Annotated in this window: 15 protein-coding genes; 6 read left to right on the top strand and 9 right to left on the bottom strand. The window is 62.0% G+C overall.

The features are described 5' to 3' along the window. The 4 genes from CHR90_RS11985 to CHR90_RS11970 all read right to left on the bottom strand — a co-directional run bounded on the left by CHR90_RS11985 (position 1) and on the right by CHR90_RS11970 (position 3,816). Positions 1–1,020 (bottom strand): branched-chain amino acid ABC transporter permease, encoded by a 1,020-nt coding sequence (locus CHR90_RS11985; protein WP_094409221.1) that lies wholly within the window; start codon positions 1,018–1,020, stop codon positions 1–3. Between the two features lie 16 nt (positions 1,021–1,036). Beyond that, positions 1,037–1,762, bottom strand: a complete 726-nt coding sequence (locus tag CHR90_RS11980; RefSeq protein WP_094409220.1) for an ABC transporter ATP-binding protein — start codon at positions 1,760–1,762, stop codon at positions 1,037–1,039. After that, on the bottom strand, positions 1,755–2,531 hold the full coding sequence (locus tag CHR90_RS11975; protein WP_094409219.1) for an ABC transporter ATP-binding protein: 777 nt from the start codon (positions 2,529–2,531) through the stop codon (positions 1,755–1,757). Before CHR90_RS11975 ends, CHR90_RS11980 begins: the two co-directional genes overlap by 8 nt. A 94-nt stretch (positions 2,532–2,625) precedes the next feature. Further along, positions 2,626–3,816, bottom strand: coding sequence for a substrate-binding domain-containing protein (locus CHR90_RS11970; protein WP_094409218.1), 1,191 nt, complete (start codon positions 3,814–3,816; stop codon positions 2,626–2,628). A 142-nt stretch (positions 3,817–3,958) separates the two neighbouring features. On the opposite strand from CHR90_RS11970, the gene CHR90_RS11965 reads away from it, so the two are divergent. From CHR90_RS11965 to CHR90_RS11940, 6 genes are read left to right on the top strand one after another with little or no spacing between them, the layout of a single operon-like run. After that, positions 3,959–4,594 (top strand): TetR/AcrR family transcriptional regulator, encoded by a 636-nt coding sequence (locus CHR90_RS11965; protein ID WP_094409217.1) that lies wholly within the window; start codon positions 3,959–3,961, stop codon positions 4,592–4,594. Next, on the top strand, positions 4,591–5,367 hold the full coding sequence (locus CHR90_RS11960; protein ID WP_094409216.1) for an enoyl-CoA hydratase/isomerase family protein: 777 nt from the start codon (positions 4,591–4,593) through the stop codon (positions 5,365–5,367). The genes CHR90_RS11965 and CHR90_RS11960 overlap by 4 nt, the downstream gene beginning before the upstream one ends. Further along, the gene (locus tag CHR90_RS11955; protein WP_094409215.1) at positions 5,364–6,884 is read left to right on the top strand and encodes an acyl-CoA synthetase; all 1,521 of its coding nucleotides are present in this window, start codon (positions 5,364–5,366) and stop codon (positions 6,882–6,884) included. Before CHR90_RS11960 ends, CHR90_RS11955 begins: the two co-directional genes overlap by 4 nt. Next, complete coding sequence (locus CHR90_RS11950; protein ID WP_094409214.1) at positions 6,881–7,273, top strand: MaoC/PaaZ C-terminal domain-containing protein; 393 nt, start codon at positions 6,881–6,883, stop codon at positions 7,271–7,273. Before CHR90_RS11955 ends, CHR90_RS11950 begins: the two co-directional genes overlap by 4 nt. After that, positions 7,273–7,644 (top strand): hotdog family protein, encoded by a 372-nt coding sequence (locus tag CHR90_RS11945; protein ID WP_094409213.1) that lies wholly within the window; start codon positions 7,273–7,275, stop codon positions 7,642–7,644. The genes CHR90_RS11950 and CHR90_RS11945 overlap by 1 nt, the downstream gene beginning before the upstream one ends. After that, positions 7,641–8,453 carry an alpha/beta fold hydrolase gene (locus CHR90_RS11940; protein ID WP_170941385.1) on the top strand — a complete coding sequence of 271 codons (813 nt, stop codon included), beginning with the start codon at positions 7,641–7,643 and terminating at the stop codon, positions 8,451–8,453. The genes CHR90_RS11945 and CHR90_RS11940 overlap by 4 nt, the downstream gene beginning before the upstream one ends. Here CHR90_RS11940 and CHR90_RS11935 read toward each other — a convergent pair. The 5 genes from CHR90_RS11935 to CHR90_RS11915 all read right to left on the bottom strand — a co-directional run bounded on the left by CHR90_RS11935 (position 8,437) and on the right by CHR90_RS11915 (position 13,745). Beyond that, entirely contained in the window at positions 8,437–9,831 is a 1,395-nt protein-coding gene (locus CHR90_RS11935; protein WP_170941384.1) for an ATP-binding protein, read from the bottom strand. The genes CHR90_RS11940 and CHR90_RS11935 overlap by 17 nt on opposite strands. After that, a complete protein-coding gene (locus CHR90_RS11930; RefSeq protein ID WP_094409274.1) occupies positions 9,812–10,528 on the bottom strand; it encodes a response regulator in 717 nt (238 codons plus the stop codon). Before CHR90_RS11930 ends, CHR90_RS11935 begins: the two co-directional genes overlap by 20 nt. Before the next feature lie 19 nt (positions 10,529–10,547). Continuing rightward, entirely contained in the window at positions 10,548–12,002 is a 1,455-nt protein-coding gene (locus CHR90_RS11925; RefSeq protein ID WP_141210936.1) for a hypothetical protein, read from the bottom strand. Positions 12,003–12,262: 260 nt separating this feature from the next. Next, the gene (locus tag CHR90_RS11920) at positions 12,263–12,814 is read right to left on the bottom strand and encodes a MarR family winged helix-turn-helix transcriptional regulator (RefSeq protein ID WP_094409209.1); all 552 of its coding nucleotides are present in this window, start codon (positions 12,812–12,814) and stop codon (positions 12,263–12,265) included. A 106-nt stretch (positions 12,815–12,920) separates the two neighbouring features. After that, positions 12,921–13,745 carry a MipA/OmpV family protein gene (locus CHR90_RS11915; RefSeq protein WP_094409208.1) on the bottom strand — a complete coding sequence of 275 codons (825 nt, stop codon included), beginning with the start codon at positions 13,743–13,745 and terminating at the stop codon, positions 12,921–12,923. Positions 13,746–13,834 lie beyond the last annotated feature (89 nt).

The raw sequence follows: 13,834 nt of genomic DNA, 5'->3' as shown, positions 1-13,834 counted from the left end.
TTACCTCTTGGCGACGGGATACAGGCCCTGCGGGCGCCACAGCAGCACCAGCACCATCAGCAGAACCGTTGAAACCAGGGCGAATTTCGGCACCAGAAAGGCGGAGTAATTGGCGAGCAGCGCCACCAGCACGGCGCCGAGGAAGCAGCCGCCGACCGACCCCAGCCCGCCAATGATGACGACGATGAAGACCAGCACCATCACGTCATTGGCAATCCCGGCGGTCAGGGTTTCCCGATAGAGCGCCCACAGCGTCCCGCCGAGGCCCGCGAGACCCGACCCGACGACGAAGACGCCGATGAACAGGCGGCGGATGCGGTAGCCGAGGGCTTCCACCATCTCGCTATTCTCGACACCAGCGCGGATCAATAGGCCGATACGGGTACGATTCAGCACCATCTGCATGCCGACAAAGACGACCAGCCCGACGATGACGACGAGCAGCCGGTATTTTTCGAGCGCAATATCGCCCATCACGATGGCGCCGCGCAGGCCGGTGGGCAGCGGCATGGCCTTCTGATCGCCGCCGAAAACCGCGTGCAACGCCTGTTCGGCCACGATCAAGCCGCCCATCGTAATCAGAATCTGCTTCAAGTGCTGACCATAGACCGGGCGGATGATCACCCGTTCGAACAGCATGCCCAGCGCCCCGGTGCCAAGCGTGGCGACTACGGCGGCGAGCGCCAGGGCCGATAGGTTCATCGCCAGCGAATCCGTGCTCATCCAGCCCGACAGCGGGGCGAGCACGGTCATGGCAAGATAGGCGCCGATGGCGATAAAGGCGCCGTGACCGAAGTTGATGACATCCATCAACCCAAAAACCAGCGTCATGCCGGAGGCGATGACGAAGATCATCATGCCCATCGCAAGCGCGGAGAGGGTGAGCGTTAGCCAGGTCGTCGGGCTGCCGATCAGCAGCAGGGCGCCGATCGCCAGCACCACCGGCAGCAGCAGCGGCAGAAAATCGACTTTGGCGCGGGGAATGTCGGCGGGCGCGGCCTTGGCCGTCTGGTCCGTCATGGCGGGCGTCCTCCCTTTATTGATGGGCGTCGAGCGACAGGCCGAGCAGCCGCTCCTGCAAGCCGGTATCGGCTACCAGATCCGCCATCGTCCCGGCATGGACGACGCGGCCATCGTCCACCACGGCCACCGTATCGCCTAAGGCGGCGGCGAAGCGGAAGTTCTGTTCGACCAAGAGAATGCTGGTGTTCTGACGCTTCAGATCCTGAAACGCGCCGATCATCCCTTCGATGATCGCCGGGGCGAGGCCCTTGGTCGGCTCGTCAATCAGCAGCAGGCGGCGCGGCTCGATGATGGCGCGGGCGATGGCGACCATCTGCTTTTGTCCACCCGATAGCACCCCGGCGGGCGAATGCCAAAAGCGTTTGAGGGCGGGGAAGACACCGAAAATCCAATCCAGCCGCGCCGTATCCATTGGACCGGCGCGGGCGGCGAGTTTCAGGTTTTCCTCGACGGTCAAATCGTGGAACACCGCCATAGTTTCCGGCACATAGGCGATGCCCGCCTGGGCGATGCTCGGCGTATCCTTACCGCCGATGGGCGTGCCATCAAAGGTAACGGTGCCCTGCGACGGCTTCCACAAGCCCATGATGGTGCGCAGCGTCGTCGTCTTGCCCGCGCCATTGCGGCCCAGCAGCATGGTAATCCCGCCGTCCGGGACGGTCAGATCGACGCCTTGCAGAATATGATATTGGCCGATGTGGGTATGAACCCCTTCCATCCGCAGCAGGGGATTAGCCATGAGCGGTCTCCTTTTCCGGGGCCCGGCCCAGATAGGCTTCTTGGACGATGGGGGAGGCGATGACCGTGGCCGGATCGCCGTCCGCCAGCAACTGCCCGTGGTGCAGCACGATGATCCGGTCGGCGAGGCTGCGCACGACGTCCATCTTATGCTCGACTAGCAAAATCGTCTTATCGCCAGCGCGCTTTAGCTTCTGGATCAACTCCAGAATGACCGGCACCTCATCGACCGACATGCCAGCGGTCGGTTCGTCGAACATAAAGACATGCGGCTCCAGCGCCATCATGATCGCAACCTCCAGCTTGCGCTTATCGCCATGCGATAGGGAGGCCGCGACGGTATCGCGCTGATGCTGCAGGTTCACCTCCTCCAGCACCCATTCCGCCCGCTCGATCCAGGCGCGATGCTTGGTCCAGCGCTGCCAAAGATTAGCGGCGGCCGGGTCGCGCGCTTGGATGGCGAGGCGCACATTCTCGTGGGCGGTCAATTGCGGGAAGAGGTTGGTGATCTGAAAGGCGCGACCGATGCCCCGGCGGGCGCGGTCGGCGGGGCCGAGACGGGTAACATCCTCGCCATCCAACAGCACTTGCCCGGCGCTGGCGGTCAATTGCCCAGACAGAAGGTTGAAATAGGTCGTCTTTCCGGCGCCATTGGGGCCGACGATGGCGGTCAGCGTTCCGGCATGAAAGCTAGTACTAACGGCATTTACCGCCGTATGGCCGCCGAAACGGATGGTGAGATCGCGGGATTCGAGAACCGGATGGGACATAGAGGCGGGCTTCCTGCTGATCAGACCGTGCGGGAGGAAGCAGGGCGGCCTAAGCCGCCCCGCCCCCTCCCCCAAGCTGTAGAAGCGTAAGGCTTTATCGCTTATTACGGAAGGGCAGGGGCATGGTCGCCGCCGGAATAGTGGCAACCAGCTCCAGCAGATCATTGTCTTTGGCATCTTTCTTAATGCGCCAATGGAACATGTCCTGCTGGGCTTGATGATCGACCGCGCGGAAGATCATGTCGCCCTTCGGCGTTTCGAAAGCCATGCCTTCCATTGCGGCAATCAGCTTTTCGGCATCGGTGCCACCCGCCTTGGTCACGCCCGCCACAACGGCGGCGGCGGCGGAGAAGCCCCCGGCGACGAAGAAATCGGGCGGCGCATTATGGCGCTTCTGATATTCGGCACGCAGCCAATCATTCATCTTATTCTTCGGGAAGCTATAGTAATAATAGGTGCCGCCTTCGGCCCCGGCAAACTGCTTCCAGGCGTTCATGACCGGCAGAATATTACCGCCCGGCGCCAGCATGATGTCGAAGCGTTCCGGCTTCATATCGACAAATTTCGCCATCGGGTGCGGACCCGCCCAGATGAAGTTGATGATACGCTTGCCCGGTTTATCCTTCAGCGCGCCGAACAGCCGTTCGGCAAATGGCGTAAAGTCGGCGGTATTCCCGGCAGCATATTCTTCGGCGACAATCTTGGCCTTCGGCCGCATCGAGGCGAGGGCTTCGGCAAAGGCTTTCACGCCGTCACGGCCGAAAGCGGTATCGAGGCCCATCATGCCGATCGATACCTCCACATCCGCCGGAATGGCGGCCGCAGCGGCCAGCGCATCCTGATAAGACGAGCGGCCCGTGCGGAAGATATAGCGGTTCCATTTTTCACCGGTGATCGAATCGGCGACGGCGGGTTCGACGATCAGGATTTTCTTGGCTTCTTCGGCGACCGGCAGCATGGCGAGGGCGACCGGCGAGCCGGTGGAGCCAACGGCGATTTCGGCGCCGTCATCGGCGTAGCATTCTTCCAGCAGCGCCTTGCCGCGATCCGGCTTTAACTGATCGTCCTTGACCAGCACCTGAATCTTGCGGCCCAGCAGCTCGTTTTTGCCCTGGGTCAGATATTCAAGGCCCATCATGAAGCCGACTTCGGTCTGCTTCGCATAGGCTTCCAGCGCGCCGGTTTTCCCAGCGATCAGACAGATTTTAAGATCGGCGGCCAGCGCCGGGCCGGTCATGGCGGCAAGCGCCGCCCCCGTCAGACACAGAGTCCGAACGTTGAGCATTATCTTCCTCCCCCAAATGAGCTATCTTTGAACCGATGGCTTTCTGACCCAGTGTGCAAACTGACACTTGAGTCATGTTTCATCTTTTCCTATCGTCTCATCGCACTCCCGTCAAGCCGGGACGTGTGGAAGGAGACGTTCAATGGCGAATGCACCGACAGAAGCGGCATCGCTGACCCCGGTTATCCTCGGCCCGAAAACGAGCCGGGGGGAGAAGACCCGTCAGCGCATCCTCGACGCCGCCGAGCGGGATATCGGCGGGCGGGGGTTTTCGGACGCCTCGATCAGTACCATCACCCAGGAGGCAAAGGTGGCCCAAGGCACCTTCTACCTCTATTTCCGGTCGAAGGAAGATATCCTGCGCGAACTGGTGCTGCGGATGGGGCGGCGCTTGCGCCGTCACCTAACCCTTGCCACGACGGGGCTGACGGACCGGCTGGAGATCGAAAAACGCGGCCTTGCGGCTTTTCTATCCTTCGTTCGGGAGAATCCCAATCTTTATCGCGTGGTTGCTGAATCACAATTTGTGGATGAAGAAACCTACCGCCGCTACTATCATGATTTCGCAAACAACTACCGGCAGGCTCTGGAAACAGCGGCGGACGCTGGTCAGATTTCGCCGGGGGATGCGGAAGTGCGGGCGTGGGCTTTGATGGGATTAAGCGATTTTCTGGGGCGGCGCTATGCCCTATGGGACCGGGAAACCCCGATTGAAGCGGTGGTGGACGGCGCTTTTGCCCTGATGGCGCAGGGTATGGCCCCGGGGGCGGCGCGATGACCGATCCTCTGGTCACGCTGCACCGGGGGGATGGGGGCGTGGCAACCCTCACCCTCAACCGCCCAAAACGGCACAACAGCCTCGTTCCGGCTATGCTCGAAACCCTGCTGGATGTTTTGGGCGATCTTACCAAACTGCCGCCGCGCGTTCTGGTCCTGACTGGGGCGGGGCGGAGTTTTTCGACCGGCGGCGACGTTGCGGCGTTCGCCGATGTGCCCCGGGGCCAGCGGGCGGACTATGCCGCCGGGCTGGTCGGCGATCTGCATCAAGCGATTCTTGCAATGATCGATCTGCCGTGCCCGGTGATCGCGCGGGTGCAGGGGCCGGTCACCGGCGGTTCCCTCGGCCTCGTTTTGGCCGCCGATTTGGTGGCGATGGCGCGCGGCGCCTTCATCGGCCCCTATTATGTCGAAGTTGGTTTCGCACCCGATGGCGGCTGGACGGCGCTGCTGCCTGACCGCATCGGTCCGGCCCGCGCCGGGGAAATCCAACTGCTAAACCGTATGGTGACGGCGGAGGAGGCCCAGCGCCTTGGCATCGCGCAAGCCGTCACCGACCCCGATGGGTTGGACGATCAGATTGCCGTTTGGGTGCAGACCTTGCTTGGCAAGCAGGCGCAAAGCCTGATGGCGACCAAACGCCTCCTTTGGCCGCCCGAGCGCCGGGCGGCGGTTGCGGCGGGGTTGGAGCGGGAGCGGCAGAGCTTTCTAACCCTCATCGATACGGCGGAAACCGACGCCGGAATGACCCATTTCTTAGGACGGGCAGCATGAAGCGCATTCCCGATCTTTGCGCCCAACGGGCGATGCTGACGCCGGATGCCCCGGCGTTCGCCGATCCAATCGGCGGGCGGGTCTGGTCGTTTGGGGAAATCGAACGCCGGGTTGGGCGCGGGGCGGCGCTGTTGCGCGGCTTGAAGATTACCGAGGGCGACCGGATTGCGGTGCTGTGCCACAATAGCGTCGCCTTCTTCGAACTCCTGTTCGCCTGTGCCCGCGCCAAGGTGATCCTAGTGCCGCTCAATTGGCGGCAAACCCCGGCGGAACTGACGCCGGTTCTGGACGATAGCGGCGCGAAACTGTTGATCCATGACGGGCCGACCGCCGATCTCGCCAGCAAACTCGCGGCGGCGACGCGCCTGCCCATCCGTTCCCTGACCGAGTGGGACGCTCAATGCAGCGAGCCCGGCGACAGTCTCGCGCCGACGGAGTGGGAAACGGATGCCCCCTGGTATCTGCTCTATACCTCTGGCACCACCGGCAAACCGAAAGCGGTGATCCAGACGGCGGGCATGGCGCTGGCCAATATGATCAACGTCCAGACCGCGACGGGGATCGGCCCAGAAACGAAATCGCTGAACTTCCTGCCGCTCTTCCATACGGCGGGGATCAATCTGCACACGCTGCCGGTTTTCTTCGTCGGCGGCCTGTCGCAGGTGCTGCCGAAATTCGATGTCGATCTGGTGCTGTCGCTCATTCAGCAGGGCGGCATCACGGTGTTTTTCGGCGTGCCCGCGATCTATCAGGCGATTAGTCTGCATCCCGCGTTCGAGAACACCGATTTTTCCGGCGTTAAACATTGGGGCTGCGGCGGTGCCCCCATCTCGGCGGCGCTGATTCAGACCTTTCTGGCGCGCGGTGTGAACATCTGCAACGGCATGGGCATGACCGAAACCGGGCCGACGGTGTTTTTCATGGACCGCGCCCATGCGCCGACCAAGATCGGTTCCGTCGGCAAACCGCAGCTTTTGTCGGAAGTGCGGTTGGTTGGGGCGGATGGGGGCGATGTGGCCGATGGCGAGGATGGCGAACTTTGGTTTCGCGGCCCCGGCATCACGCCGGGCTATTTCAATAATCCAATGGCGACCGAAGGGGCTTTCGCGCCCGGCGGCTGGCTAAGATCCGGCGACATCGCCCGCCGCGATCATGATGGCTATGTCACCATCGTGGACCGGATCAAGGATATGTATATCTCCGGTGGCGAAAACGTTTATCCGGCGGAAGTGGAGCATGTTCTACAGGCCCATCCGGCGGTGCTCGAAGCGGCGGTGGTTGGTGTTGCCGATGAAAAATGGGGCGAGGTCGGCCATGCCGCCGTCATTCTGCGCCCCGGTCACAGCGCCGAGCCGGGGCTGCTGCAACAGTATGCGCGGGGGCTGCTGGCGACCTATAAGGTTCCGAAGCATATCACCATCGTCACCGATTTTCCGCGCACGGCGGCCGGGAAGGTGCAAAAACACCATCTGCGCGCCGCCTTAACGGCGCCCCACCCCTCGGAGTCCCCGGAATGAGCCTTCCCCTCGGGCCACTGTTCACCCTTGAGCATGTGCCGACCCAAGCCGAGTTCGAGCTGTTTGCGCGCGTTAGCGGCGACGATAACCCAATCCATGTGGACCCGGATTTTTCCGCCCGCACCCGCTTTGGGCGGACGGTTTCCCACGGCATGTTGATTTACAGCTTCGTTTGGGCCGAACTGCGCCGCCGCTTTCCCAATGCCGTGGCCAAGCGGCAGACGCTGATGTTCCCGCATCCGACCTATGCTGGGGAGCCGATCCGCATCACGGCGACGGTGGACAGCGTGGCGGGTCGTCTCGCGACGATTGCCGTGCGGGTGGCCCGCGCCGCCGACGATACGCCTGTTACCGACGCGACGACCGTTCTTGATCTCGGAGCCGCCTGATGCTCGCCCTCGGCCAAACCGCCACCATCACCCGCCAATTTTCCCCCGAAGACCTGCGCGGCTTCGCCGCCCTGACGGGGTTCAACGCCAAAGAGTTCACCCATCTGCCGGAGCCCTTACAGGCGGCGCTCTTTTCCTACCTGCTCGGCGTCGAACTGCCGGGGCGGGGGACGAATTATCTGAAGCAGGAAATGGATTTCCTTAAGCCGGTTCCCGCCGATGAAACGGTGACGGCGCGGCTGGAAATCACCCAATTGCGCCCGGAAAAACACCTCTGCGATCTCGCGACCACCCTGACGAATGCCGCTGGGGAGGTGCTGGTGACGGGGCGGGCGCTGGTTTACGTCAAAGACGTGGAAAACGCCTTTTGACGCGCGCCTCGATCAGGACTTGGAGTGATATCGGTCACGGCCCGGCGCTGGTGCTGCTGCACGGGTGGGGCGCCAGTGGCGCATTCTTTGCGGCGCAAGAGGCGCTGGGTGGGCAGGGGGTGCGCGTGCTCATCCCCGACCTACCGGGGCATGGGCCAACGGCAGTGTCCGATCCCGGCCTGACCGTGCCGGACCTCACCGATGCGGTTGCAGCGTTTCTTGTCGACCGGCAGGTTGAAAAACCCGTGCTGGTCGGCTGGTCGATGGGCGCGCTGGTCGCGCTTGATCTGCTGCACCGCCACCGGATGCGTGCGGCGGGCCTCTCGATCCTCGATATGACGCCCAAAGTCCCGAATGCGCCCGATTGGGCCTATGGTATCGCTGGGGGCCAGACGGAGGCCGATATGACGGCTACCGCCAGCGCAATGGCGGCGGGCTGGGGCGATTTTGCCCCGCGCATCGCTTTTTCGCTGTTCGCCCGGGGCGCCCCGCCCGATCCGGTCTGGCTGGCGGAGGCGACGGCCCGTCTCGCTGCTCAAGACGCGCCAACCCTGGCGAACCTCTGGCGGTCGCTGGCGAGTACGGACGCCCGCCCGGCGCTGGCGGCGCTTGATATCCCAATTCAGGTGATCCTAGGGGCGCGCAGCCGGATTTATGGGCCGACCCTGGCCGATTTCTACCGGGCTGACGTGCCGCGGGCCGACCTGACGGTGCTGGAGGGGGCGGGGCATGCGCCGCAGATCGAGCAGCCCGCCGCCATCAATGCGGCGCTGCTGGCCTTCGTTCAGCGGGTTACAGCGGTAGCCTGATCGTCACCACCAGCCCATGCGGTTTATTGTCCGAAAGGATGATATCGCCGCCGTGGCTGCGCACGATATCGCGGGCGATGGTCATGCCGAGGCCGACGCCGCTTTCGTCGCCCACGAGGGCGCGCGGTGTGCGGGCGGCTTCCAGCCGGAAGAAGGGGCGGAAAACCGTTTCGCGCATTGCCGCCGGAATGCCGGGGCCATTGTCGGCAATTTCGATGATCTGCGCCTGTCCCTGACGGCTCAACGAAACCTCGATCCGCATGGCATGGCGGGCGGCGTTTTGCAGAATATTGTTCAGGCAGCGCCGCATCGCTTCCGGCTTGATCAACAGCGGTCCAACCTCGGGCGCGACGTGCAGCAGCAATTGCCGGTCATGATAGGGGCCACGCCGCAGGGCGCTGAAAATCCCGTCGATGATTGGGATCAGGTCGGTCTCGGTCGATAGCTCCCGCCCTTCGCCTTTCACAAAGGCCAGATAGGCGTTCAGCATCTTTTCCATCTCCAGGATATCCTGGCGCATGGGGGCCTGATCGGGATGGTCGCCCAGCAGCTCGACGGAGAGTTTCAGCCGCGTCAGGGGGGTGCGCAGATCGTGACTGACGCCCGCCAGCATTTCCGTCCGCTGCTGGATTTGCCGGGTAATGCGTTCGCGCATATGGGAAAATTCCAGCGCGGCGCGGCGCACTTCGGTGGCGCCTTCCAGCTTCACCTCGCCGATGGGCTGACCCTTGCCGAAGCGTTCGGCCGCTTCCGCCAACCGCCGGATCGGGCGGACCTGATTGCGCATGAAGATACTGGCGATGCCGAAGAGCAGAAGGGAGGTGCCGACCATCCACAGCACGAAGACATAGGTGGTGGAGGTAAAAATCCGCTTCTTATTCACCCAGGCGCGCAACACCCCGTCGGAACTCTGCGCTTCGATCACGATTAGCCGATCGTCATCGGCATCGCGCAGGCGGAAGGGGCGTCGCAACCGTTCAGCCAGGGCGGCTTCCAAGGTATCGTCGTAATCGTCGGAGGCGCCGACCGTGGTATTGGGCAGAATTTCATCGGCCGTGAAGGCAAAACTAACCCCGGTCGCCACCTCGGCATCCATCAGCAGGATCGGAATCCGCCGCGGGTCTTGCGGGTAGGCCTGTTCCAACTGATTGAGAACGAAGGCTATTTCCCCCGCGACCGACCCCGATAGGCGGCGGGAGAGGATATTCCAATGCTGCTCGAAGAAAATATAGGTCGTGACGATCTGCAAAATGACCATCGGGGTGACGATGATCATCAGCGAACGGGCATAAAGGTTCTTCGGCAGATATTTCTTGATCCGCAGCGCATCCAGCCAGGGCCAGCGGCGGCGGAGGGATTTAGTCGAGATGAAGAACATAGCCCTTACCCCGGATCGTTTGCAGATACCGTGGGAACTTGGGGTCGGTCTCGATCTTTTTCCGCAGGCGGGTGACGGCAACATCAATCGCGCGGTCGGTGATCGCGGCACCATCGGCGGCCAAATCTTCGCGGGCGATGGGCTGGCCGGCACTATCGGCCAGGGCGACCAGCAGATCGGCTTCCCCGGACGTCAGGTAAATCGCCTCGCCATCGCGCGTTAGCAGTCGGCGCTTACGGTCAAAGCGGAAGGGGCCGAAGGCGACAAGATCGCCATCCGCACTGTCCGTTTCCAGCACGGGGACAGGCGGCACGGCAGCGGTGCGGCGTAGGATGGTGCGCAGGCGCAGGACCAACTCGCGCGGATCGAAGGGTTTGACCAGATAATCGTCAGCGCCAACTTCGAGCCCGGCGATACGGTCCTCGGTTTCGCCTAGGGCGGTTAGAAACAGCACTGGCACATCCTGATCGGCCCGGACAGAGCGAACGAGATCGATGCCGCTCTCGCCGGGCATCATCACATCGACGATCAGAATATCGAAGGCCAGGGCATCCAGCTTATCGCGGGCTTCGGCAGCGCTTTGAACGGCAACCGTCTGGAAGCCGTTTTCGCCCAAGAAGCGTTGCAGCAGATCGGACAGGCGCTTGTCGTCATCGACGATCAGCACCAACGCCGGAAGGGACGCGGGGTCGGTCATCGGCAGCCCCATCGCGCCCTCAGCGTTGTGGGACGGGAAGCGGAATACCGAGCTTATCCAACCGTTCTTTCAGCGTCGCGAGCAGTTCGCGCTTACCATCCGCCGAGGGGATATGGCCGAGGTAAGAATCCATGAAATCCGGACGGGTGGTGTAGTGGCGCACCAAGGCCTTGGCCTTTTCGAGATTATCGCCCGGAATGAAGCAGCCTTCCTCGCAATAATCGATGACCTGGAAGGCTTTCTTGGCGGTCGGCAGAACTTGCTTTTCGATGGAGGCGAAAAACCGGGTAGACGTGATAAAGGCGGTTTGCATCGCCGAAATTTTCTGGGCGAAGGCGCCTTTTTCCGCCGTCCCCAACGGCGCGGCGACGATAGCGCGGTAGAGATTGGCCAAGATGCGCAGCTTGTGCGCGCCCGACCCTTCGCCCGTCAGCAGGCGGCGGTCGAAGTCTTCATCGGCAAAATAACGCTGCAAAAACCCTTCGATGACCTTCTTATTATTCGGGCCAAAGGTAACCGCGTAGATTTCCAGCAGGCGCGTCACCTTCTCCGCCAGACTGCCCTGGTTACGGATATAATCGGCAATGCCTTCTTCCGACAGCAGGCGGCCCATGCGCTTGTCGATAAACTCCAGCGCGCGGCGCCCCCCGAGGATGCGATCATTGAACCGCAGGCGGCCTAAGACGGCGTGGGTTGCGCGCAGTTCCGTCATCAATTCCGACGAGGCGATGGGATTACGCGACGCCAGTTGTTGCACGATGCTGGTCTCAATCGCCGCCATCGTTTCCGGCAGATCGAGTTGCTTCAGCAAGTTTTGCAGCTTCAGCGCAATAGCATGGGGCTCGCCCATCCGGCGGGTGGGGTAGGTGCCTTTATAGAGATCGATGAGATCGTCGATCCGATCTTCCAGCACCATCCGCCGCCCGAAGAACGAATCTTGGGCCATATCGCTGATGATGCTCTCGGACAGCAACCCATCGATAATCGGCAGATAGGGGGAGCTTGCAGCTTCCATCGCCAGCGCATGCAGCCGGTCGATCTTCTCCAGCCAGTTTTTGCACCCGGCAAGATTTTCCAGCAGCATGCGCTGCAGGCGCAGATTGGCGACATCCGGCGGGCCAGAGCGCAGGATCTGCGCGGTCTGACTAACAAACTCGCCCGGCTTTAAAACAATCGGCGGCTCGGCGGCTTCAAAGGCCCGGATTTTCGTGGAGAGCTGCTCCAACAGGCCCTGAACCTCGCGAACCCTGTCGTAGGTCTTCTGGCCGATGGCCTTCGCTTGAAGGGCGGAGGCGCGCTCGGTGATATCCCGCAACAGCGTTCCCGCCCCATCGATGCGCGAATGATTGCGCGCCGAAAAGATCAGTTCGGTCGGGGTAATCGCCATCTGATCCAAGAAGGGCCGGGCGAGCGTGCCGATCAAATTGCGCGCGGCGGGAAGGAACAAATCCTCCACCGTAGTGCAATGCACCATACGGTTTCCGGACTCGTCGGTTTTGATTTTTTGCTGCACCGGTGCCGTCATAGCGGGAAGCTAAACAATCTCTAGCGTTAAATGACGTTGCGCCGCAGCATCAGTGAGAACGAAAAGCGGAAATCCATTAAACGAAAAGATTCCATTGCCTCGCCCCCTTCTGCGGCCAGCCCATACTCCCTCGGACTATGGGCTGTCGCAGCGCGGAAGTCACGCGCAAATCGCCAGTCCCTATTATCGGAACGAGATTTATCCAACCGTTACGGCACCCGAACCGGGCGGGCGAGGGGGGAGGGGGCGGGCCTAGCCGCCGGGGCGCCGACCGGTGATCCCGCCGGGCGAAACCGCTTGCGGTCTTCTTCGGCAATCATACCGATCATGACCTTGCGGAAGCCTTCGACGGCAGCAGCCCCGGCGGATCGATAAGCCCGTGCGATCAACTGGCGTTGATTTTCCGACAAAACCCGCTCCAATTCCTGGCCTTTTTCGGTCAGGGTCAGCAACCGCTGGCGCCGGTCGCGCAGGCCGGGGCGTTGGGCGACATAGCCTTGATCGATCAATTGCCCCAGCACCCGGCTTAGCGATTGTTTGGTGATCTTCAGAATCCCCAATAGATCGCTAACCGTGATATCGGGGTATCGCCCAACGAAATAGATCACTCGGTGATGCGCCCGGCCAAAATTCCACTTCGCCAGCATCGCATCCGGTTCGGCCGTGAAATCACGGTATGCATAAAACATCAGCTCGATTGCCTGGCGCAGTTCTTCTTCGCGCAAGAAAAGCTGATTGAAGCCTGTTTTCAGGTCGCTCATGAAAGCCTGTTCCCTTGGCCCCGCCCATTGGTCATGCGTCTTATGGCGCATCTTGTCCCTATCATACCGACAAGCGGGGCGAATGGAATATGGCTTTCTTCACGGACTAGAAACGATACGACAGTCCCAGCATGCCAGAGGGTTGGTTCTTCTCGGCCACCACGGGGCTCTTGCCCGCGTCGCCGATCAAGCGCGACAAGCCGCCGGATAGCATTAAGCTCATGGAATCATTGATCTTGTATGTAGCGCTCAGAGTGGCGCCGACATCCTTGATCCCGGCTTCGGCGTTAAACTTCGCCCGGCCAGAGCGGCGGGATTGCCCGGCACTGATCCCGAAATAGTCACCCATATAGGCGCTATCGGCCCAGGTGCTGTGAACGTCCAGGCCAAGCGCGAGGCGGTCGGTGACCGGCAATTTGGCGCCGAGGCTCGCGGTCATCGTAAAACCGTCGCTGCCGCCGATATAGCGGCTGGCAGTCAGGCCCGCCGTAAAGAAGGAATATTCATATTCCGCGCTGAGGTTCAGCACTGCGGAGGCATCGATATCGCCAAGGCCGCGCAGAAGATTGGGTTTGCCGCTTTTCCGTTTACCGTCTTTCTCGTCGCGGCCGCCATCGTATCCGACTGCCGCGCTGAGTTTGAAGGCATCGGTCGAGACGATATACCCCCCTAAACCTCGGCTGCTCGACAGGAAGATCCGGTCTTTCCAACTGATTTCGACTAGGGGAAGCGCCCCGACGGCCAGCCGGTCGCTGCCTTCGTAACGCGGGGCCACTATCGCCCCGGCGCCGAGGCTGAAGCTCCACGCCGACGCGGCGGGCTGGGCAGCCGCGGGCTGCGGCGGCGTTTGCGCCAGGGTCGGAGCCGCAAAAAACAAAGCCGCACAAAGGCTTAGCCCGCACGCCCCGATGGGCGCGGTCCGGTCGATCATAGTACACCTTCTCCGATGGGTCGCAGAATCGGGGCGTCCTGCCCCGTTCAACGCCCTAGAGTATTGAGACGATTTTCGCGAAGATCAAG

It is taken from the genome of Elstera cyanobacteriorum, assembly GCF_002251735.1.
Classification (GTDB): Bacteria; Pseudomonadota; Alphaproteobacteria; order Elsterales; family Elsteraceae; genus Elstera; species Elstera cyanobacteriorum.
Note: the sequence above shows the minus strand (reverse complement) of the source record. Positions and strands in the feature narration are given on the sequence as shown.